The organism is candidate division KSB1 bacterium, from assembly GCA_034506395.1.
Classification (GTDB): Bacteria; Zhuqueibacterota; Zhuqueibacteria; order Thermofontimicrobiales; family Thermofontimicrobiaceae; genus Thermofontimicrobium.
This window is the reverse complement of sequence record JAPDPQ010000010.1, coordinates 36094-60168: the sequence shown is the minus strand read 5'-3', so window position 1 is coordinate 60168 and position 24075 is coordinate 36094. Positions and strand designations below refer to the sequence as shown.

The following is a 24075-nucleotide window of genomic DNA, read 5'->3' as shown; positions in this document are numbered from 1 at the left end:
AAAATTATTTGTCATTCGATCGTTTCGATTTGACTTTTATCCGTTGGGAAAAACTATCAAACGCTACTTTCATTCCAAAGAAATATTATCCCGCACTTGTTCCTGCCAGCTCACAACCTTATTCTTCAACCGCTTTTTCTCCTCTTCGTACCCATATCGATAATACAGGTTGGTCGTTTCCAGCGGATCTTTGTTCAGATCAAATAGCTGGCATTTATCCTGATCGCTCCAACAGAGCTTCCAGCCATCGGGCGTAATAACGGTCCGGATTGCAGCTCTTTCTGCCCGCTTCACATCTTGGATTGAAATGCCGGGCAACGCGGGATAGCTCTCTTCGCCTCTTCGCTTTGGATTCCATTCGATGAAGACATCCTGCTGGTGAACCTGATTGTCTTTTATCAGAGGCATTAGGCTTTTGCCTTGCAAATTTTCAGGAATCTTTTGGCCCATTAATTCTAACAACGTCGGCACCAGATCGATATGGCTGACGGGATTTTGAATGAAGCGCTGCCGTCTTCCCTGCTGGGGGATGCGCATCAGCCAGGGCACGCGCACAGACTCTTCGTACATGACGGTCTTGTTGAGCAAGCGATGAGCGCCCATCATATCGCCATGATCGCTGGTAAATATCACAATCGTATTCTCCGCTAATCCCAACCGCTCTAACTCGGCGAGAATCGCGCCGATGCTCAAATCCACTTGTGTGATCAATCCCCAATAATTCGCTACAAGTCTTCGCCATTGCTCCTCGGTCCGCAATTCCTTGCCCTTATAACCGCTCTGGTAAATCTTGTGTCGGATTAAGCGATAGCGCAGAGGTTCGTCCTCCTCCAAAGGGTCATCGAAATTAGGCGGAAGATCAATCTCACTCGGATCATGTTCATCATTTAATGGGCCAAAGAAAGGCGGATGCGGCTCCAAGAAATTGACATATAGCATGAATGGTTCGCGACGATGTCGTCTTAAAAAATCGCACGCCCTTTGCTCCAGAAATTTGGGCTTGCAATGCTCCAACGGCAGTCGTGAGGCAAAATCCCGCGAAAAATCGCCGCGCTCTCGATCGGGCTGATAGCCTAATGATAGAAGGTACTCGGCATAACTGCTTTTGGCATTGCGATCCCGTCCCTCACTGAAATATTCCCAGTAGATATCTTCAATGCTCTCCCACTCCTCGAACCCATGCTGGGCAAACACCTCATCGCCGAGATGCCACTTGCCGAAATAACCAGTGCGGTAATCAGGATCATTCAACAACTCTGGGAGACAGGGAATTTCTTTGCGTAGCGAGATATTATTTTCCGTGCAACCATTGGTGTGTGGCCAAAGCCCCGTCATAACCGTAGAACGGGAAGGTGTGCATACAGGCTGGGTCACATACGCCTTTCCAAACACAATACTCTCGCTAGCAAGCTTGTTGAGATTGGGCACATGAATTTTGCGATTGCCATAGAGCGCCATCGTATCTGCCCGTTGCTCATCGGTCCAGAGGAATAGCAAGTTGGGCTTGCGAGCAGATCTGCTGCAACCGATGAGATGAAAACCCAAGGCTGCCATGGTTGAGGCTTTGATAAAGTCGCGCCGGGAAACGGGCATAACAACATCTAATTTTTTGTTCCAATATGTGGTTGGGCTCATAATTCTTTTCCGATAACTCTTATCAAAAACTGAACTCGTTGTTCGGCAAAAAATTCTGAATTAGCTAACATCTCTCTGACCCTCTATTTACAGATTGGAGGATATTTCTTTTGTCCATTTCAAAGGGGGAATATCATAAAATCCTTACGGATTAATTCCAGCGGGATCCCAAATGGTCGCTGCGATGTGCTGCTCCACATTCTGCTCAGTGGTGAAATAATAGATCGTCACCACTTTGCCATCCGATCGGACCACAGAACGTGTATAGCCGATATCGTTGGTTGGAGCGTCTTCTCGAAGAATGATCTCCTTGCCCCAAGTTTTGCCCTCATCCGCACTAATCCGGGCACGAATGCTGTACGGGATTCCCCGATAGCCATAAGTGACGCATAACCTTCCATCTTTCAACCGAACCATACTCGGCGGATTGCCATTGCGCTTACCATTATCAGTATCAGCGACTTTGCTTAGAAATTGCCATGAAGCACCATTGTCCAGCGATTGATAGACATCGATCCAGTTTTTTTGTAGGGCATATCCTTGCATTGGTGTCGGATCGTAACGCCGACGGAGCGCCGAAACAAGATGGTTATCGGCCAGCCGAACCGTCGAAGGCATGACGGAACGCACCGTGTCGGTTTCAGTCATCCACGATAAGAATTGAAATGTTCTGCCGCCGTCCGATGTGCGGGCGCAAAAAGCCCGATCCTGCAGGCTGGCTCTCACATTTTCCACCTTCGCGGACAAAAAGAACAGACAGCTCTCTTCGCTAATGACCAGATAATCCGTTCGGGAAGTTAATTCCTTCAAGCCGAAGTCGGGAAACGAAAACGGCCCTTGCCAGGTTTTGCCCCGATCATAAGAGACAAAAAACTCATTGGCCCAGCAGCGCATGGCGAAATCGGGATGGCTGAAATGAATTTTATCTTTCACTGACATCGGTTTGCCGCCGTCGCCAGCGAAATTCTCTGGGTCTTCCAACGACCAACTCTCGCCACCATCTAGGCTTCGGGCGAGCAAATAATAGGACGGCCTCGACTTATCTCGGGAATGGTGCAACCGATCCATCTTATAATGCGCCTTCACCAATCCGACCAGAATCTCGTCGCCCCACTGCCATACGCCGTTATTGGCTGGCCAGCCGAAAAACAGGCCAGGTTCATGACAAACGATCACATGTTTGGCAGAGATCGTAATAAACTGGCTGCGGTCGATCGTTTTCGGATCAGGCTCAATCAACCAGTTCCAATGGCTGGCTTGCTCTGAGGTGTGAAACAGATATTGGGGAGCAATCTGCGATTTCGGCATCCCGTTCCAGCTCCACTGCACGCTGAAAAAACCCTCGCCATCCACCTCATGCCGATAGCGCAATTCGATGGGATATCGCTCCCCTTTACACATCATCAGCAGCAGCCTTCCTTCATTGGCCTCGCCGCTCACTTCAATTGGCATGGCATTCCCCACCTTTAAGAAGGCATGTTTGTTGGTTGACAAATGAAATGTGACCTCACCGCTGATTGGAGCCGTTACCAGCCCCTCCCAGATGCCAGACCATTCCATGCTGAAACCATTGGCCTCACCCCAGCTTTGATTGAGGTTTTCCAGCAGCGAAAAATCTTTGATTCCCGTCAAATCGGGATTCCCAAAATGAGCGCCGACCAGGCCTGGATGAAATCTGTCAGTTTGATTCTGACAACTGAGATTCATAACCGAAAGTATGATAACCAATAGAAAAAGAATAAAATTTTTTTTGAGCTGGTTCATCAAAACCTCCGCTAATTGCTTTCGAAGTAATAGAGTTTGATCACGAAAAAAGAACGATCAAAGAAATGCTGCCTTGTATTTTCCTGATCCATTTGCCCTCGTTCTCTCTTTTTGCCCAACGGATAGATGAAGCCAACGGATAAACATCCAAAATTATATCCGTTGGGTTGTTTAAATCCGTTGGAAATTCATCATAGGCACTTACCTTAGAATTTGGAACCATGGTTTCATCTCGTTCTCAAATCATCGATCCAAAACTGACATAATGGCGATTTTTCATCCGCACCGGGGAGATCTTCGGAATCCAGGCCAGTCGCTCGCGGGGCGCCTTCGTCCACCACCTCTGGTGGAACGTACCCCCGATAAGGCCCGGTTCGGAACACGATTCGTTCCAGTGATTCAGTTTTTTCAGCAAAAGGGATATCCGCAATGGCTAATTTCCCGTCCAGAATGACATCATATTTTTGGGCATCACAATCAAACTTAAGCGTCACATCATACCAGCGATTTAATTCGATTCGGACTGGGGTCGGATCAACGGCACGATGATCCGCAGCGAGCCACTTATTATCGATGCGCAGGCACATCGGTCGTGTCCCCCGTTGATCCTGCACCTCGATCTCCAGCGCATATCCCTGGGGCACATCCTTGGCATTGAATCGAAAGCTGATTTCAACCGCCTTGCTCTCTGGAAAAATGCGTTCTGCCAGCGCATAATCATAGGGCTCCTCATCCCGCAATTCCAGACATTTTGTGTTCGTGGCAGGATCTTTGACAATACTAATCGGTGCCCAGATGGGGATATAAAGATTCCATTGCGATAAATCCAGTTCAGACCTCGCCGTTTCAAAATCTTCAATAATATGTTCTTTGACCTTACCTGTAATTGGCGTCGTCACCCTGGCGATCCACATATCCTCTTTGTTCACGCTGTAAACGATCCACATTTCATTGCCAGGTGGATTGCCATTCCCAGGGATGATGCCACGAAAATATTGCGGTCCGATATTTTTATGAATGCCTCGATAGCGCCGCGGCGGGACTTCGCCTCGCAGGCAGAGCATATCGTCAAAAAGATGCCCATCGTGGCTGGTGATGACAATCATCGGAAACCGATTGCGACGCGTGGCCGAGTGATCATGGACAATGGCATAGCGCCCATCATCGGTCCTCTGTCCCCAAGTCTTGGCGCCGCAGGTCCATAGCGTTTTGTTCTGGGCGATTTTGGTCCAGGTTTTCCCACGGTCGGGACTCAGGGCAGAATATTGATTTTTCCACAAACCAACGATAACGCCATCGGGCCGTTCATAAAAGCAGAACGCCTTGCCAGCCCCTTTGGAGGTCACCACATTGGCTGAAAAATAATCCGCACCTGCCACCTCGCCTGGATCGATGACATAAAATCCGTCTTTTCCCCGATCTTCTTCCCACCATTGCAGCGTGACCAATTTATCATTCAGTAAGGCCTCGCAAGCTTGGACAAATCCCTTATCTTTGCTCGTTTTGTAGAATGGGAAATTGGTATTGGTCTCATTCCAACCAGCATGGCGATTGTATCGGATAAAATAGATCGGACCGAAACTGCCATCTTCATAAATTTCCCGAACGACGCGGCCCAGGCCGTTCCCAGCGTTTGGCGAATGCCGGGGCGTGGCACAAAAGCCATAGAAGCCCGAGGTCAGCAATCGGCCATTGGGCGCCACGTAAAATCCCATGCGCTGGTGCATGACGGCTTTAGTCCCCGCGGGAATGATATAATCTTCACCTTTGATTTCTGGCAGATCGTACTCTGGAAAAATAACAACGGGATTGGACCAGTGGCGGCCATCTTCCGAAGTCATCAGCAAAGTCCTGCCTGGCGGATCATGCTCAGCGATCAAATTGCTCAAATATTGGTAATAAAATTTACCCTTCCAATAGGCCAAGTAGGGCTGATGATTATATGTCCAGCCGACCTCGCCGCCTTCGGATGGATGACTCCGATTGGCCCGAAACGCCTGGTAATGATGCACGCCAACCGCATGAGGCAATCCGCCATCGAAAAATCGCTTATCAGGCTGGCGCTCGCCAATATATTTCACTGGTTCATTGGCCGATTCTTTGATGGATGGCGGATATTGCGCTATGCCAATTGATGAGTACAGAAGATGATTTAAGATAAAAATCATCAGCAGACTGCTGAATTTGAATTTGTGTTTAATTAGCAAACGTGAGATACGCATGATTTATGCTCCTCTTCCCCAAGGTGAATAAATTTAGCGATCTTCAGAATCGTGAGAAATAAGTTAATTCAAGAAGCGAAGCGATTACAGGATCCATTATATCGAAATCTATGAGATTCCTCGCTTCGCTCGGAATGACTGAATAATGTATTTAGCCGAAGCCTGAGTACCAGGCATGTGCAAGCAATTCTCATTATTATCGTCGGAATGCCTGAATCCTCCACTTGACGGAAGCCTGAAAAGACTTTCAGCGGCAGTTCTATTGCTGTGTCCATACAACTCAGACGGTTTCATCACCATTGAATCGACTTCACCGCATATTTCGGCCTGGGATGCGTGGCATCGAAAACCAGCAGCTTCTCTTTTGGTTCGATGACGACAAAGCTCTCGTCGACCCTGCCATCCGAAGACTGGATCTCTTCCAACGAAAGGCTGAAATGCCGGGCAAAAAATTGATACATCCCAACCCGTTTGGAATAACCGTAATCATGCCCCTCATCTGGCAAATGCAGATTCTCGACTTTATCCTCAGCACCAAATAAGCGATAGACATTTTGAATGTATGGGAATTCCACCTCCGGGGTATTTTTGGTCCAATCTTTTCCACACGAAATGATCAATTGGGGACGAGGGGCTGCCAGCGCAGCGATCTCGCAATTGTTGGTGAGGTGATTTTCGCTCTGGTGGATCGGCATGCCACTTTCACAAATGCAGCCGCCGAAGAAATGGGCGGAAACCATCACGACGGGGACCGAGGCAGTGATCCGATCATCGACTGCTGTCAATAAAATGGTTTGAGTTCCCCCGCCTGAAGCACCAGTGACACCGATGCGATGGGGATCGACATCTTTCAGTGAGACGAGAAAATCAACAGCTCGAATGCTATTCCAGGTTTGCAGCTTAGCCGCTTTTTTGAAATTCTTGTGCGAGTCAGGAAACTTATAATCATCAAATTGAGTCGATTCGCCCCATCCGATCATATCGTAGGCGAAAACCACAGCACCCATTCGGGCTAATGTTGCGCAGCGGTATTGCATGTCGGGCCGAAACCTACCGCCGCCATTGGGTTCTTTAAAATGGCCATGCGGACAGAGGATCCCCGCATACGGCTTTTTCCCTTTGGTGGGTCGATACAGATTTCCTGTCACAAAAAATCCCGGCAGACTTTCGAACGCCACGTTTTCCACGGTGTAGCCGTTGTACTTTCTTTTGCTGTGGATAATCGGACGAAGAGGGCATTTTTCAGGCAAAGGCCAGAGCTCCATGCCCCGAAGTATTCCCTCCCGAATGGTGGCGGCGCGAGCTTGCCATTCGGTCACATTAGAATAGCTGCGGGCGATGGTCGCCAATTCCTCCTTCGCCTGCTGTTCAGTGAGAAAGTTGCCCTGGCGAAGTTGTATGGTGAGGTTTTTCTCTTGAGAATAACAAGCAGTGACAACAAAAAGGAAAAAGACACCAATTTTGATGAAATGCATTTGATCAGCTCCGTTAGTTCTGTGAGTCTAAAGCTTTGAATCAGTGTTGGAAGGATTGTTCTTGATACACAACTTAAAAAAAGCGAATCAATGAATCCAAATGTGTTCCATTTTGAATTCCGAATCTCGTTTTTCGTAATCTAAAAATCAGCTAAAATCGGTTTTCTTGATTGTAACAAGCTATGAGTAGCTTCTTTAGAAAGCTCTGATCAAGACGATTTTTTTAGCTTTCTAGCGACTATCAATTCGTCGAGTAGCGACCTTTTTCATTACATCTTGATCATTGAATTTCGAATGAGTCAAATTTAATGCATTACCAAAGCTTCTTTATGAATCATATATCGCAGCGCCATCCAGATCAAAAGATTTAAAGTCAACCCAACGAGTGCTGCAAATTGCTGTTGATAGAACATGAACACTTGGGTTAAAAAGATTGAAACAAGAATTGACCGCTCAAACATCTTGTAAGCGGTTAATCGGGAGCGATAGATGTTGATAGCTCCTAATAGCACAAAAACAGCAGAAAGCAAAGAGGACGCGAATTCTGCCCATTCAACGAACGTGAGATGATCCAACCTTTGGGCAAGCTGATAGAAGATGCCGATGTTTATTATTTGTTGAATCCCAAATCCCTTAAAAAAGATAAGGACAAGAATATAGCCTAGTTTGATGGCGAGATCAACGAGGAAGAACGTGATAATGGCTGCTGGGAAAATTGGAAATTGGACGATTTTATAATAATAGCTTCTCGCTGATTGTTTTAGCCGCAAGATGAAGCCCTGTGGCTTTTCAGGAACAACAGCAATTTCATTCAGCAAATTTTTCAGGGCGCTAACTAATGGCTCGTTTGTCTGACATTTTTTGAGGTACGATTGGATGCGAAGTTTTTCCCTTTCATCGAGGCCATGCAGGACCAGCTCTTCCATTTCTCTTAGCGCGTTCATGATATATTCTTGCTGCGAATATTCGCGCTTTTTATGAATTGCTCTGATGCCAAGGACAATCAGAATAAAAGTGATGTACATCAGTGCCACAGCGGGTTTATAAAAATAATCATTGTCATGGGTCACAAATTTACCCACTTCGTCGATAAAGGTGCCAAAACCAATTCCGCCGATAATTGCAGCCCAAAGCTGCCAAGCTTTACTCAAGTAGGAAAGCAAAATAATGATTGCCACAAGCATCAGCAGGCCACCCCAGAGCATGTGAGCGATGTGCAGGCTCTCTCCGCCGAGCTTTGGATAATTGGTCAATTCAAGATAGAGCCGAATGATCAAAATTGAAGCGACTGCTGCTACGAGAAAAATTTCCAAATTATTTCCCGCATCAAAATTGCGGATTCGAAAGTGACGTTCTCTTGTAACCATAGCGCTCATTCGAAGAGTTAAAGTTAATTTAAAACTATTTGATTTGTCCAGGTCAGCGGGAAAATTTGATCGATTTATAAATCTCCATCATGAGCAGCACCGGCAACGCCAGGGCGAAAATTCTTAGCATATCCAACAAAGGGATGGGTTGGACGCGCAATATCTGCTGCATAAAAGTCAAATGCATGGACAAAATATGAAACCCAGCCGCCAAAAGCACACCGAAAATTAGCATCACATTTCTCTTCAGTGGCACCCTGAACGCCGAAGCATGTTCTGAACGACAGTTGAAAACGTGGACGTTTTGCATAAAGACCATGAGCAGTAAAACGAGATTCCTTGCCGCCGTTTCTTCCATGTTAAGGTAGTTGATCAGATAAAACCAAAACCCAAAAACGATCAGTCCAATTGTTAGCCCTGAAATTGCAATCTGCTGGACCATTAGGGGATTAAATATTTTTTCAGTGGGTTTTCGGGGCTTGCGCTTCATGGCCTCAGGCTCACCGCCCTCAAACGCCAGCGCAACGTCCTGAATGCCGTTGGTCACTAAATTGAGCCACAGGATTTGCACGGCCAGCAACGGCAGCGGCAGATTGAAAATAATGGCAAGGAGAAAGAAAATCACTTCTGCGGCGCCTGTAGAGATGAGTAGCAGAATTACCTTTCTCACGTTATCATAAGCAAACCGGCCTTCTTCGACGCCAGCCACAATGGATGAGAAATTATCATCAGTAATGATCATTGAGCTGGTTTCTCTGGCCACATCGGTACCAGAACCCATGGCCACGCCAATATTGGCACTGCGCATGGCCGGCGCATCGTTGACGCCATCGCCGGTCACGGCAACGAATTCGCCTTTGCGCCGGAGCGAATCCACAATATTTTTCTTTTGTACCGGCGATACGCGGGCAAACACCCGGGCCGAATAGACCAGCCGATCAAACTCTGCCTCGCCCTTTGTCCAGGCTTCATCCAATTGAGCGCCCGTGACCACCTCATGATCTGAGCTGATGATGTGAAGCTTTTTGCCAATGCTGGCTGCCGTAGCTGGATGATCGCCGGTAATCATCAAAACATCAATGCCGGCGGCATGGCTCTTGTCAACCGCTTCAATCACCTCCGGCCTTAATGGATCGATGAAAGCGACCAATCCCAGCAAATTCAGCTTGGGGATGTCATTCAGATCGTAGTCTTCTTTGGGGACAAAATTATGAAGCTCAGCGGTGGCAACGGCCAGCACCCGATATCCCTCGGCTGCCAGCCTACTTTCTTGATGCTGAATCTGCTCACGAGCAATGGGAGCCATTCCTTCCGACACGTTCATCGTCGTCGCCAGGTTCAGCAACGTCTCAACAGCCCCTTTGACGCCGATGAAGACCGTGCCATTTTTCTGGTAAAATGCCGCAGAAAATTTTCGCTCCGATTCGTAGGGGATCGCACCAACCTGTCTTATCGATTGACGGACGTCTGTAGGATTTTGTTGGACTTTGTAGCCCAATGCCAGTAATGCCACGTCCATGGCGTCACCATGATGTCGCCACTCCCCATCCTGTTGTTCCAAATGACCCTCATTGGCGAGGATAGACACCTCAACCAGTTGATGTAGGCGTCGCATTGCCTCAGCAGATTTGGCCAGCTCATTGGCAGGTTCAACTACACCAACGCCATTATAGCCCTCCCCGCTAACTGAAAAAACCGGGCCATCGGGCAACTCCACCTGGCGTACGGTCTGTTGGTTTACGGTGAGCGTGCCAGTTTTATCACTGGCGATCACGGTGCAGCTCCCCAGGCTCTCCACCGCACTGAGCCTGCGCACGATCACATGGCGTTTGGACATGCGAGAAGTTGCAATGGATAATGCCACGGTGAGCGCGACCGGCAGTCCTTCTGGAATTGCCGATACCGCCAGCGCCACGACAAAAAAGAAAACGTCATGCACGGCATACTGCTTATAAATCAGCAAGCCAGCCAGCACGGCGGCGATGCTGATCACGAGATAGCTGATCTGTTTGGTAAACTTTTCCATGCGAATGATCAGTGGCGGTTTTGTGGCTTCAGCCAGGCTGACATTTTGGGCGATCTCACCCACCTGGGTATGCAGCCCAGTAGCCACGACGATGGCCATGCCGCGTCCTGATAAAACCGAAGCACCAGCAAAACACATATTGCTTCGCTCACTAACGCCATGATCGGCGGCAATTTTGCCAGCCTTTTTCTCGGCAGCAATTGATTCGCCAGTTAAAAAGGATTCGTCAACCGTCAGGCCAGCAGCGGATATCAAACGTAGATCCGCAGCGATTTTGTTGCCGGATTCGAGCAATACAACATCGCCTGGCACCAATTCCTTGGAGCTTATTTCCAGCTCCTTGCCGTCGCGCTTCACCCTCACCTTGACATTAATGAGTTTTTGCAGGGCCGCAGCGCTTCTTTCAGCATTCCATTCCTGATATGCTCCCAGCGAAGAGTTCAAAAGAATGACGATCATAATGAATGCGGCATCGACCACTTCTCCAATGACCAGCGAGGCGACTGCTGCCGCCAGCAAAATGTAAATGAGCGGATGGAGAAATTGCAGCAGAAAGACTTTCAGCAGCCCGGGCGGTTCCTGAACTGGCAGCGTGTTAAAGCCAAATTGCTCGAGCCGTCGATTCACTTCGTCATGCGAAAGACCATTCTCCGATGAATTGAGTCGTGAGAGAACTTCTTCGATCGGCATGGCGTGCCAGGCTTGAGATCGATTGTCGTTGATGATCTTATTCGTTTTTGCCATAAGATTCCAGTGTCCTTCTAGCTTTTTAAAATTTTGTGATCAAAAACAGTCATGCCTAAGCTGGCCAGAAAATCAAAATCAATGGGATGCTGATCGCAATAATGATGATTTCCAGCGGCAACCCCATGCGCCAGTAATCGCTAAATTTGTATCCTCCCGGTCCCATGACTAGCGTATTGCACTGATGTCCAATTGGGGTTAGAAATGCGCACGAAGCGGCAATCGCCACGGCCATCAAAAATGGATCGGCTGAGACTTTTAATTCCCGGGCAATGTTGATACCGATGGGCGCCATAAGTACCACGGTTGCAGCATTATTGATTAAACTTGAAATCAAAATGGTGACCGTCATCAGAATACCAAGCAAAGCCCAAATGGGAAGATGATTCCCCAATTCCACGATCCGATGGGTGATGAGATTGGCACCACCGCTCGTTTCGAATGCCACGCCGATCGGTATCATCGCACCCAATAAAACAATCACTGGCCAGTCGATGCTATCGTATAGTTCATTGAGATGAAGATTGCCCGAGAGGACCATCAATACTGCTGCGAGTGAGAAAGCAATCTGAGCTGGAATTAGATCTGCAATGACCATGATAATTGCGGTGACAAAGATGCCAAGGGCAAAAACGGTGCGCCGTGGCTTGCCGATCGTCAATCCGCGCTGCGCTAAGGGAAGGCAGTGCATGCTGGCGATAGCGTCATGGATATTAAGCCGTCGTCCCTGCAACAGCAAGACGTCCCCCGCCTTGAATGGGACATGATCGATGCGCTGATGAAGTTGTTGATCCTGGCGAGCAATGGCCAGAAGATTGATACTAAATCTGGATCGCATCCGCAGGCTAACTGCGGTCTCTCCAATGAGCGGCGAATTCTGCTGAACAATAGCTTCCTGTATCACAATATCATCCGTCCCTTGCCCCTGTTCATGAGATCTCCCGCTGCCGACCAGTTTCACCTTCGTCTTGTCAATGAACTTTTTCAAATCATTCGCTTCAGCCTCAATGAGCAAAATATCATCAATTTTGAGCTCCATCTCTGGGGCAGGCGCATAGAGATGGGTCCCGTTGCGCACCAGGCTCAAAATCAAAATATCGGTTTCGGTTTTTTGGCGCAAATCTGCCACTCTCATCCCTTGCAGTTTTGATTCTTTGGTGACCTGGACTTCCGTGAGGTAATTTTGAATTTGAAACAGTTCCTCAGCCGAACCTTGAGGCTCACGGGTCGGTAACAATCTCCAACCAAGCAGTGTGATATAGAGGATTCCTATCACCACCACAAAAAAACCCACTGGGGTAAAATCAAACATGCCGAATGGTTCACCCGAAACATCGGCTCTGAAAGCGGCAGCAATAATATTCGGAGGGGTACCAATCAGGGTCGTTATTCCTCCCAACAGCGAGGCAAAGGCAATTGGCATTAAAATATAAGAAGGAGGATAGCCATTCTTTCTCGCCAAATGAATCGCTACTGGCATTAAAATGGCAAGGGCGCCGATATTATTCATGAAAGAAGAGGCAATGGCAACGACAGAACAAAGGACCATGAGCTGCAAGATGAAATTACTGCCGAGCTTTTCCAATAGGCGGGCGATCACATCGACAAGGCCTGAATTTTGTAATGCCTGGCTGATAATCAATACCGCAGCGACCGTAATGACCGCTGGATGTCCGAACCCGGCAAACGCTTCACTGGCGGGAACAACCCCGCAAATAACCAGAAACACGAGGGCAAGCATCGAGACCAGGTCATAGCGAATCTTGCCCCAGACAAATAAGATCAGAATTGTACCAAGAGTGATAAAAACCAGTATCTGTTCCATTTTGATTTTCTAATCGATTTGATTTCGCTTCTCGCATTCAGCGCCGTGACTTATTCCAGTACATCAAGCATCGGTTTCAGATTATTAAACACAGACCTTTTTTGATCAATATCGTAGAATCAGCCCAATCCGCTGGTGCATAGCCAGACTGCCGTTATCGACAAATACAACCTGGCCTTGGTTACTCAGCACGGTTTCGATAATTTCATCCACTGCGTCATCGATCACATCAGATGCGGCGGGATCGTCTGCTGGCGTGAGATGTATCCTCGTTTCATCCACTCGGCAGGGATATTCTGTTGTTCAATTCTTAGCCACAGTTGCCGAACCGTCTGCTAATCAGTTAAACTCAACCTGCTTTAAATATATCCGAAAATTTCGATTTCAAGCTAAGAAAGGGCCAAGATCATGGCAAAGATTCTAACGCTTCGCTGTTAGAAGCGCTGCTGAATTTTCGTCCAGGTAAAGCTTTGCGTTCGGATGTTGCTGCAAGATCGAAGCAGGCACCAATGGCGATACCGATCCTTCAACCGCTTTTTTGACCGCCTCAGCTTTGCGGGCGTCGGGTACCGTGCAGATGATTGCCCGTGATTTCATGATCTGGCGAATCGACATGCTGATCGCTCGATCGGGTACGTCAGCAAAAGTTTTGAACCAGCCTTCGCCAAGTTGTTGACGTCGGCAGGCGTCATCTAACTTGACGATGATGTAGGGTTCTTCTGTTTCGAAATCAGCGGGCGGATCGTTGAACGCTAAATGCCCGTTCTCGCCGATCCCAATGAACGCCACATCAACGGGATGTGCTCGAATGATTGCTCCCACCCGTTTGCATTCTTCTATTGCATCGTTCTCGCCGTTGATAAAATGAAACGCTTTGATCGGGACTTGCTCAACAAATCGCTCTTTCAAATATTTTCGGAATGAAGCGGGATGGGTCTCTGGCATGCCGATGTATTCGTCGAGATGAAAGCCTGTGACATGAGACCAATCCACATTCTCTTTCACCAATGCGGCCAGCATCTCGAATTGGGATGCGCCTGTGGCCAGAATGATATTGGCACTTCCTCGTTCTGCGATTGCCTGGCGAATGAATTCGGCCCCATCGCTGGCAGCTTTTTTGCCCAACTCGTTTTTAGTTTTGAAAATGAAGATGTCCATTATGATTCCTTTTAACTAAAATTTTGATTCAGGTAAATGATAGTTTGATTTTGTCCATGTCTGTTTCAATTCTGTTTTCTATTTTTGCCAAAAGAATAGATGAAGCCAATGGATAAAAGCCTAAAAAATATCCGTTGGGCTGTTTCTATCCGTTGGAGAATAATTTTTAGCATGCATCAAATTTTCGATCAAACACTTTTTCCATGGGCATCAATCTTTTCACACAGTTTTATCTAAACAAAAATCCAACCTAATATGGCAATCACAACAATTCCCACAATGCCCTGGAACAAAGTTGCCATTGTATGAGTCCGTAATGCAGTCGCTGTATCCATTTCCGAAAATTGGGACACGACCCAAAAATAACTATCGTTCACATGCGAAACGGTCATTGAACCAGCGCCGATTGCCAGCACCACCAGGGTTTTTGCCAACGGAGATGTGAATCCCATTGGATCCAAAAGCGGTGAGACCAGCGCTGCCGTGGTAATGAGGGCAACTGTCGACGATCCCTGGGCCGATTTCAGAACCGCAGCGATGATGAACGGCAGAAAAATACCGATCTGCCACTCGGACATGGCTTGCCCCAACGAATCCCCGATACCTGTGGCTCGAAGCACATTGCCAAATGCTCCACCTGCACCCGTAATCAAAATAATCGCCCCTGCATTCTTCAATCCGATAGAAACCCAGTCCAAATAAGATTCAGTGGATATCTCCCGTTTCAAACCAAAGGCAAGAAAAACACCGATGATCAGCGCCATGACAGGATGCCCTATGAAACCGAAGAGATCTTTGAGAAATCCATCGCCAAATGGGGCTGAGGGAGAATCGGCGATGGATTTGAGGGCAATCAAAACGATGGGTACGATGAGTGGGGCAAACGAGAACAGAGCGGCTGGCGTCTGTTTTTCTTGCTCAACAGCATCGGACATATCTTTGGGAGTGATTTTAAACCGCCTACTGTAAAAATTTGCCCAGAGCAATCCGACGCCCGCCGTAGGGATGGAAACAACCAGACCAAGCAAAATAACAAGGCCGATATCCGCTCCAATGGTTGCCGCCGCAGCGAGGGGACCAGGTGTTGGCGGCACAAAGACATGGGTCGAATAAAGTCCTGTGGCCAAAGCGACTGCCAGAACCGTCAGCGAGATGCCAGTTTTTTTGCTGAGCGCCCGATTCAATGCCGATAAAATCACAAATCCCGAATCACAAAACACCGGGATGGAGACAATGTATCCCGTGATGGACATTGCCAGCGGCGAGCGTTTCGCGCCAACCAGTTTCAGCACGCTCGATGCCATTGCTCCCGCACCGCCGCTCTTTTCGAGGAAAGTGCCGATCACTGTTCCGCAGGCGATCACGATGCCGATACTCTTGAGCGTGCTGCCAAATCCTTCGGTCAATTTGGCAAGAAGATCATTGGTATTCAAACCAGCCAGCCACCCCATTATGATTCCCGCCAGCAATAGGGTGAGAAATGGATGCAATTTGAATTTGGTTGTGGCAAATATTATTGAAAGGATGACAATGACCAGAAGGAAAAAAACAAGCATCTGCTGGAACTCCTGATTAAAAGATCCCAAATCACAAAAAACAAAATCCAAATAAATTTCAATTTTAAAATTCAAAATTCCAATCGACCAGTATCCTTTCAAAGGTCTATAGGCTTTGAAAGGGTTAAGTCATTTAACTGTCATTCTGATATGCTAAAGCACGGAAAGGAATCTGACTCAGTGACTTTTGAATTTACATCTCTATCGCCATCAACATCTTTTTGGCGTCAACCTAAGCGAATGAATGAGTAAAAATTGTCATTGCGAGCATCAGCCGACTGGCCATCACCGTTAACTTGAGCTAAAAAAGTATTAAAAACCGCAAAACGGTTATTGAAAGCGACACGAGTTTGTCATTAATGCCTGTATTCATTCGGGCATTAGTGACAAATTAACAATAGCTATTGACTGCTTCAGCGGATTCTCAAACCAAAATATTCTGTATGGGCGCTAATAGCCAGTTGGCGGATCGCTTAAAATAGCATTCCATATCTTACATTGAGGCCACTAGCCAACTGGCTGGTCAAATTGGCATTGATATGTAAACAATTTAATTGTTATTAACGGAAATTTTATAATTTGAATTTGGAATTTATTTGGGATTTTTTAATTGTAATTTCGAATTTCCCCAGCCATATTTTCTTATCGCTTCATATAAAGGCACCAATGTTTCAATTCCCCCATTGGGCACATCTTCAGAGACACCGATGGCAAATCGATCTCCAGGCGCTGCTTGTTTCAGAATCTCTTTCACATGATCTTCGATGGCGGCAGCACCAAACAGATGAACGGAGGATGGGAAATGAACCAGCAGTGATTTATCCTTCCATATTTGCCGTGCTTCCGCCACCGAGAGATCGCAATCGGGCGGTGGCGTAAAAGATTCGATAAAATCCAGTGAGGTTCGCGCAATCAGCGGTGCTAATTTTCGATTGTTCCCATCCAAGTGAGCACCTGCAAAGATGCCCTTTTCGTGCAAGATTTCACATGCTTCTTGAATATTTGGAAAATAATATTTGAGAAATCGCTCCTCGCCGATCACCTGAAGCTGGATGTTTCCTTCGATAACGGCAAATTTTGTCGGCGAGGCAACGATTATTCCTAACCGTTTATGCCAGTCCTGTTTTAAAACATCGCACAGATGCAGCACCCGATCTCGACGTTCTGCCCATTCGATACTAAAATTTTCGATGCCCATGAATTCATAGATCAACTCATGCATCGGCGAATGGATGGTCATCGGGCGGGCAATGGATTGATCAGCCAGCTTCTCGTCGTCTGTCATGAAGCGTTCGAAATCGGGCTGGTAACTCCGACTCACAATTAACGCCTCCAGCGCATCATAATCACCAGGATCACCGAATAGATATTTCTCGATCCAGATTGTGTTGGGAAAAACCCGCTCGGCTGTTATCAATTTCCCAGCAGGGGTGAAATAACTCGTATGTCGAACCGTGTTTCCATCGGCTGTCGTTTCATCCCGAGACTCGACCTGAATTCCTTCCAATCGACGTCGCCAGACCGAGCTTTTATGGATCACCAGAACGCCCAGATCCAGCAATCGATCATTCAGCTTCCCTCCCGGAAGTTTGTTGTTCCAGATCGTCATGGGAATCTGGTCTGGCATCGTTCCTTCGAGAGCGGATAGGAAGCGTTGTCTGTGAGCCATCTTTTAATCACTAAAAATCTCAAAACTCAAGAAACAAATATCAAACCTATCAGACTGTGGTGGATAATATTCAAACCTCAAATTCAAGATCTCAAACAAACAGCCTCACCCTTTCTATGGTTGACAACCTTGCAAAGGGTGTGATTGAAATTTCAAAATTTGATTTTTAAAAGTTATTTGTATTTTGCTTTACTGGGTCAGATTTTCAAACTTCATCAATAAATATGTGTCATTTCGAGCGAAGCGAGAAATCTGTTTATGAATCTAACATATATAGAAAAATTCAGAATCCTCATCCAGATGAGTCAGGATTCGGAATGACATCATTGAGTTAAATCTGCCTAAGTAGAGTCTGTGCGAAAATTATCGATTTTTCTTAAAAGCGGTCATTTCGAACGAAGTGAGGAATCTGCAAGTCCGATGCTTTCAATCATTGATAGATTCCTCGCTCCGCTCGGAATGACATTCTTTTTAAAAATCTTTAGTTTTCGGACGGACACTAAGTGGTAATTATTTTTTGTCATCTAGAATATTAAAACTTTCGGGTCTTTCCGTGTATTTCGTGGGCTAAAGCCAACCTGTCAGCTCAGCCAACAATCGTGAATAATGAACAAAATTTTCCCAGGAAATATCAAACGGCACTCCGTGATCGCAACCAGGAATAAAGCCACCCGATTTGACCACTGGCGCCAATCGAGCCAATTCGTCTTCGATCGCCTTACCGCCTTTGGCGATACAACGTTTATCCACACCCTGGCGAAAGGCAATCTTTCTTCCAAATTGTGCTCGATACTCAACCATATCATTGCCAGCAGCTACTTCAATGGGATCGCAGACGTTGAATCCCGCCTCGATCCAGATCGGAATTAATTCGCCGATATAGCCATCGGAATCCTCGTCGATAATCGGTACGCCAGCTTGCTTTGCTTCGGTAGCCCAGCGCTTCCAGGCTGGCAGCAAAAATTCTCTGGTCATCTCAGGGCTGATCATGGCTTTCTCTTTGTATGCCATATCCTCGTTGATCCAGATACGGTCGACGATGCCTGCATCGAGGGCACGGGCCATGGTTTTCGAGACAAACTCGGTCCAAAACTCGATCATCTCCTGCACAAAATCGGGATTTTCGAGGAACATCATACACAACGGTTCAAAACCACACCACTCCCGCAACTGCCAGAACGGTCCTGAAAATTGCAACGTGATGATATAATCCCGCCCCTTCAATTTTTTGACTATCTCATGAAAATCGCTCGGATACCTCGATGGATCATCGGGGTTGTAGCGCCGTTTCATCGCCTCAAATTCCTGACGATTTGTCACAGGGAATTTATGCCATTTTCGGGTGACAAAATCTTTGGGATGGCGGAGGTAAGTGTAATCATATTCATCCGAAATCTCCACAATATTGCCCATCCAATCTTGTACGATGTAATGCCCATCCCGATGTTCCAGCACCTCCTCCTCAAAGGTTGGGATCATGCGGAAATTAACCAGTCCCTCGAACGGCGGATAGCTCGGCGCCGGAGCAGCGATGCCTATCATCTCGCAGAGAAATTCAAACCAATCCCGATGTTCAGGCAATCCTTCGTGATGCCAGCGAGCCAGGGTTTTCTCCCGAGGCTTTCCTGGCTCGAAAGGGATTTTGTCAGGAGAGCCAAAGGTTAGAGTTTCGATGAAACGTTCTCGTGCTGTCATAGTCATGATTTTTCAAAATTCAAAATAACCGCCCTATGATGAAAATAATAGCGCCAAAATATGGGAATGATAAATCACTCTCAAGTCTGAGCTCCATTTGTGGTGTTTGCATTTCTTAGCCTGATGATTCACCATCGGGCGTACGTATTTAAACACAAATACCTCAAATCCTCACTTTTTGCCTCGGCGCAATGGTAAGCATTTCTGGGCACAAAAATAATATCCCCTGGTTTGACCAATGCCTGCTCTTCAGATATTTTGATAATGCCCGAACCTGCGAGCACAAAAAAGGTTTGCTCTTTTTCTGGGTGCATCTCCAGCGCTCCTTTATTGCCTTTAGGCCAGCTAACAACGACCATTTCAGACCGCTCGCTCTCACTTCGATCCAACACGATTCGGCTGGTGACGGAGTTCGAAGGACCTGAATCGCCTTTATTTAAATCTCTGATATACTTGGGCTGTTTATTCGAAAAAGCTGACCGCTCAGCATTTTCAACCGTAGCCCTGCCCGTCTCCGCTTGCCGCTTGCGGATATTTTTGACTTTTTCAATATGCTCAGCAAACGTGCCATGCCCCTCTTTCTCGGGATCTATGAACACATTGAACAATATATAATGCAAGGCTTCATTCTTTGATGCAATGGTCTGATGCTCCACCCCTAATGGAATATAAATCAAATCACCTGGGTTTACCTGAAAAATTTCTGCTCCGACTTTGACAGTACCAGTCCCAGAAGTCACATAAAAAATCTGTTCCTTCTGATCATGTCGATGCGGCGGACCGATCAATCCTGGTCGCCAGGTGTTCAAAGCGACCTCCGTCAACTCGGTTTCGGTTCGGTCGATCAGCACAATTATTTCATTCAAGTCAGCGACGTTTAGCTTTTGGCCTTCTTTGTAGTATCTATGGATCATTTTTTGATAACCTCATTTGTGTCTATTCAAAAGAAAACTTCAAGCTTGAGTTCTCAATTTTCGGACTGGTGGAAAATGCTTGTCAAAAGCAACAAAAGTTCATGAAGAAGATGGTAGCGGGTCTTCAGTTTTTCCAATTAAGGGTTCCCTCTTTTCTTAAACCAGCCATAAATCGTCAAATTCTCATCAACCTTTTTGGCAGGAAAGAAAAAGCTGGCTCCGTAACCCACGCCAAAAAGAACAAGATGGCTGTACACTCCGAGCATATATTTATGATGGGTGAAATTCCAATTTCCCAGATCAAGCAAAAGCTTTTTCTGTCCTTCAATATCGAATTTGGTCGAGGTGAGCATGGCCCAGGCGGTAAATAGCACGCAGGCAGCAATGCCGATATATAGCCCCTGTTTATTCGCCCGCTTGCTGAACAGTCCCAATAGAAACATCCCTGCGATGCCGCCAGAGAAAATCGCATATAATTCAAACACGATTCCCAGCACTCCTTCACTGCCTGCCATGATATAAAGGGTGGCCACAAACATTGCCGCCAATCCGGAAACAATCACCAGAAATTTGCCCATCCAAAGGCGCTGTTTATCTGTGCTATTTGGTTTGAAGCGGATATAATAATCCTCGACGCCGATAGCGGAGAGACAATTCAAATCCGAATCCAGACTGGAAACCGCCGCAGCGATCAGGGCGGAGATGATCAAGCCTGTTAATCCCACGGGAATTTGGGTCAAAATGAAATGGGGGAACACCCCTTCGGCGGTGATGTCTGGCGGCAATCCAGCGTTGGTGATTTTGTAGAAGGCATATAGCCCTGTGCCAATAAACATGAACAATGTCCAGACAGGAACACAAAGCAGCACCCCCATCAGCGACGCTTTAATCGCTGATTTATCGCTTTTCGCCGTCAGATAACGTTGGACAATAGTCTGGTCCGTGCCATATTTTTGAATGGCATAAAAAATCCCATTGAGAGCCATCACAATAAAAGTCAATTTCACGAAGCTTAAATCATAGGGGCCAAAATCAACCTTGCCCGATTCCCAGATGGCTTGGAGAACTGAACCTGGTCCACCTGCTGGTTTGAACAGAATAATCCCCACACTTAACAAACCTCCCAAAATGAGCAAAAATCCCTGTATCACATCCAGCCAAATCACCGCTTCGATGCCACCAAGGAAGGTAAGCACCACGATCGAAATGCCCAAAACCCAAAGAACGATATAAACATTCACGCCAGTCAAATTAGCCAGAGCCAGGGACAACAGAAAGAACACCGTCCCCATCTTCGAAAAATGTGCGAGAACAAAACCCAACGAGCTGTAAAGTCGGGCGAAAAAGCCAAATCGTCTCTCAAAATATTCATAGGCGCTCAGCCGAATAACCTTCCGATAGAGCGGCACAATAAACCATATCATAAAGATCAGGACCACTGGCACCATTAATCCCTGTACAAGGAGGATCCAATTGGATTTGTATCCAGCCCCTGGATAAGCAAGAAATGTGACGCTGCTAATCAGCGTCGCTAAGATGGACATGCCTACCGCCCAAGCTGGGATATTGCCGCTGGCTTTAAAGTATTTTTCAGTGTCTTTCTGTCGCTTCGCGAAATAGACGCCCACACCGATCGAGAGCACCAACGAGAGGATGATCACAATGTAGTCCAACACGGGTAAAGTTTGCTGCTGCATCTGGTTCTCCTGTGTTTTGCTGTTTTGCGTCTAATTGATCGATGAAGCCAATGGATTTTTGTAGTGATGAAGTATTGGACGAAAAGAAAACTGGTTGGAAATGCTCGATGATAATCCTCCAGAGCCAGACATCTCGCCTTGCCTCCTTTCAGAGGGGAGAACTTTTAATTTTAGAATCCCCATTGGAAAAGGGATTTCGGGAGATGTTTTTTGTTAACAGAATCTCATCTCAGGTCTTTACTACTCCATAACTCCATTACTCTAGCGCTCCACCGCTACTCATTTTTGCTGCATACTCAATTGCCATGATCATGCTATCGGGGCTGGCTCTTCCCAGGCCTGCGATCTCGAACGCTGTGCCATGATCGACCGATACGCGAATAATGGGAATTCCAAGGGTAATATTGACGCCCTTAACGGTCCTCATGCTGCCTGTTTCACAATCCCATACAAAACCATCCAATTTAAAAGCGATATGTCCCTGGTCGTGGTACATGGCGACACAGCCATCATAGCACCCCCCTTTTGCTTTGGGAAAAAGAATATCTGGCGGCATTGGCCCCTCTACATGAATTCCCATTTGCCGCGCTTGCTGGATGGCCGGAATGATCTCATTTTGCTCTTCCCAACCGAACAAGCCACCATCGCTAGCGTGAGGATTTAGTCCAGCCACGCCAATCCGAGGCGATTCAAATCCAAATTGTTTCAGAGCCCGATTCAAGAGAACAATAACTTTCACAATGCGCTCTTGTTTCACCAAATCACAGGCCTGCCTCACTGGGACATGAGTTGAAACATGGATTACACGAAAGTTCTCCGAGGCAAGCAGCATCGCGTAATCCTTCGTGTTGGTATAATGGGCATAAATCTCGGTATGACCTGCAAAATGATGTCCAGCCAAGTTTATCGATTCTTTATGAATTGGCCCTGTGACGGTGGCATGGATTTGCCGATCCAGAGCCAATTCAATTAATTTTTTGACCGCCTGAAAAGCAGCTTCGCCAGCCATGGCGGAAACCTTCCCATGCTCAAGTTGAGCGAGCTCCACATTTTTTAGATCGAACACATCGATGATGCCGAATTCGAATTTTGCCTCTGCAACAGTTGGGACAGCGCGGACCCCCAAGTTGACCTTTGCGATTGAAACGGCCTGATGGATCACGCTGGCATCGCCAATGATTAATGGACGACAGATTTCATAAATTTCTGGTTTCGCCAGCGCTTTGGCAGCCACCTCAGGGCCGATCCCAGCGGGATCGCCCATGGAGATTCCAATAATTGGTTTTGATCGTTTCATTTCGATTCACTTATTATGTCTTCCTTGACATCTCTGAATAAAGCAAATTCATGAAAGCTGAAATTGATGTTATAATTAAGCTATCGATGAATAAAATCCATCGCCTCCCGAGCAATATCCTGTGCCGTCAGGCCAAATTTTCGTTTCATTGCTTCGTTGGAACCAGAGCGGCCGAACCTGTCGCGCAGGCCGAGCCGTTTCACTTTTGCCGGAGCGCGCTCGCACACCACTTCTGCAACGGCTGAGCCCAATCCTCCATAGACGCTGTGGTTATCCACAGTGACGATGTAGTGGGTTTCCTCCGCAGCTTGGACGATAGCTTCTGTGTCAACCGGCTTCAGTGAACTCATGACAATCACGCGAGCACTCACTCCCCTATTTTCCAACAGCGCTGCTGCCTCCAACGTATCGCCGATCAGCTCGCCGTAGGTGATCAACGTAACGTCATTCCCATCGCGCAAAGTGAACGATCGCCCTAATTGAAACTGGTGTCCCTGCGGAATAAACCGCGGCGCCGGATCTCGGGCAACTCGCACGTATAAAGGCTGGTCAAACTCTGCGGCAAAGGCCAGCACTTGCTGCAATTCCCACGCATCTGATGGATGGACCACATTCATGTGAGCCAGCGCTCTCATGATGGCGATATCTTCTAATGATTGATGCGTAGCGCCGTTTAAGCCAACAAAGATGCCGGGATAGACTCCCAGAATCTTAACATTCAACCTGGGCAGGGCAATGGAGACCATCACCTGATCGCATGCGCGTCGACTGCAAAAGGCAGCCACAGTACAAACAAACGGTTTGAAGCCTAACGTGCTCAATCCTGCGGCCACGCCCATCATATTTTGCTCGGCGATGCCGACTTCAATGAACCGCTCCGGAAAGTGTTCTTTAAATGGTTTTAATTTCGAAGCTGGGTGAAAATCAGCATCTAAGACAACTACATCTGGATCTCTTTGTGCCACTTCGATAAGTGTGGTTCCCAATACATCCCGAGGTGCAATTTGTTCTGACATCACTATCTTCTCCTA

Annotated in this window: 16 protein-coding genes; all 16 read right to left on the bottom strand. The window is 47.1% G+C overall.

Going from position 1 to position 24075, the window contains the following annotated elements; translation table 11 throughout:
* Positions 1–69 precede the first annotated feature (69 nt).
* On the bottom strand, positions 70–1635 hold the full coding sequence (locus tag ONB37_08450) for a sulfatase-like hydrolase/transferase (GenBank protein MDZ7400177.1): 1566 nt from the start codon (positions 1633–1635) through the stop codon (positions 70–72).
* Between the two features lie 144 nt (positions 1636–1779).
* Positions 1780–3399, bottom strand: a complete 1620-nt coding sequence (locus ONB37_08445) for an exo-alpha-sialidase (GenBank protein ID MDZ7400176.1) — start codon at positions 3397–3399, stop codon at positions 1780–1782.
* 227 nt (positions 3400–3626) lie between these two features.
* Entirely contained in the window at positions 3627–5621 is a 1995-nt protein-coding gene (locus tag ONB37_08440) for a hypothetical protein (GenBank protein MDZ7400175.1), read from the bottom strand.
* Positions 5622–5914: 293 nt separating this feature from the next.
* Positions 5915–7096 (bottom strand): acetylxylan esterase, encoded by a 1182-nt coding sequence (locus ONB37_08435; protein MDZ7400174.1) that lies wholly within the window; start codon positions 7094–7096, stop codon positions 5915–5917.
* 305 nt (positions 7097–7401) lie between these two features.
* Positions 7402–8463 (bottom strand): hypothetical protein, encoded by a 1062-nt coding sequence (locus ONB37_08430; GenBank protein MDZ7400173.1) that lies wholly within the window; start codon positions 8461–8463, stop codon positions 7402–7404.
* A 52-nt stretch (positions 8464–8515) separates the two neighbouring features.
* Entirely contained in the window at positions 8516–11233 is a 2718-nt protein-coding gene (locus ONB37_08425) for an HAD-IC family P-type ATPase (GenBank protein MDZ7400172.1), read from the bottom strand.
* Positions 11234–11288: 55 nt separating this feature from the next.
* The gene (locus tag ONB37_08420) at positions 11289–13058 is read right to left on the bottom strand and encodes an SLC13 family permease (protein MDZ7400171.1); all 1770 of its coding nucleotides are present in this window, start codon (positions 13056–13058) and stop codon (positions 11289–11291) included.
* Positions 13059–13163: 105 nt separating this feature from the next.
* A complete protein-coding gene (locus ONB37_08415) occupies positions 13164–13340 on the bottom strand; it encodes a hypothetical protein (GenBank protein MDZ7400170.1) in 177 nt (58 codons plus the stop codon).
* Between the two features lie 138 nt (positions 13341–13478).
* Positions 13479–14216 carry a glucosamine-6-phosphate deaminase gene (locus ONB37_08410; GenBank protein ID MDZ7400169.1) on the bottom strand — a complete coding sequence of 246 codons (738 nt, stop codon included), beginning with the start codon at positions 14214–14216 and terminating at the stop codon, positions 13479–13481.
* 233 nt (positions 14217–14449) lie between these two features.
* A complete protein-coding gene (locus ONB37_08405) occupies positions 14450–15772 on the bottom strand; it encodes a GntP family permease (GenBank protein MDZ7400168.1) in 1323 nt (440 codons plus the stop codon).
* A 592-nt stretch (positions 15773–16364) separates the two neighbouring features.
* A complete protein-coding gene (locus ONB37_08400; GenBank protein MDZ7400167.1) occupies positions 16365–17441 on the bottom strand; it encodes a uroporphyrinogen decarboxylase family protein in 1077 nt (358 codons plus the stop codon).
* 567 nt (positions 17442–18008) lie between these two features.
* Positions 18009–19136, bottom strand: coding sequence for a hypothetical protein (locus tag ONB37_08395; protein ID MDZ7400166.1), 1128 nt, complete (start codon positions 19134–19136; stop codon positions 18009–18011).
* A 128-nt stretch (positions 19137–19264) separates the two neighbouring features.
* Positions 19265–20050: a cupin domain-containing protein gene (locus ONB37_08390; protein MDZ7400165.1), complete on the bottom strand. Its 786-nt coding sequence runs from the start codon at positions 20048–20050 to the stop codon at positions 19265–19267.
* Positions 20051–20187: 137 nt separating this feature from the next.
* Positions 20188–21747: a sodium:solute symporter gene (locus tag ONB37_08385; GenBank protein MDZ7400164.1), complete on the bottom strand. Its 1560-nt coding sequence runs from the start codon at positions 21745–21747 to the stop codon at positions 20188–20190.
* A gap of 256 nt (positions 21748–22003) precedes the next feature.
* A complete protein-coding gene (gene pdxA, locus ONB37_08380; protein MDZ7400163.1) occupies positions 22004–23044 on the bottom strand; it encodes a 4-hydroxythreonine-4-phosphate dehydrogenase PdxA in 1041 nt (346 codons plus the stop codon).
* 80 nt (positions 23045–23124) lie between these two features.
* Positions 23125–24060 (bottom strand): transketolase family protein, encoded by a 936-nt coding sequence (locus ONB37_08375; protein MDZ7400162.1) that lies wholly within the window; start codon positions 24058–24060, stop codon positions 23125–23127.
* Positions 24061–24075 lie beyond the last annotated feature (15 nt).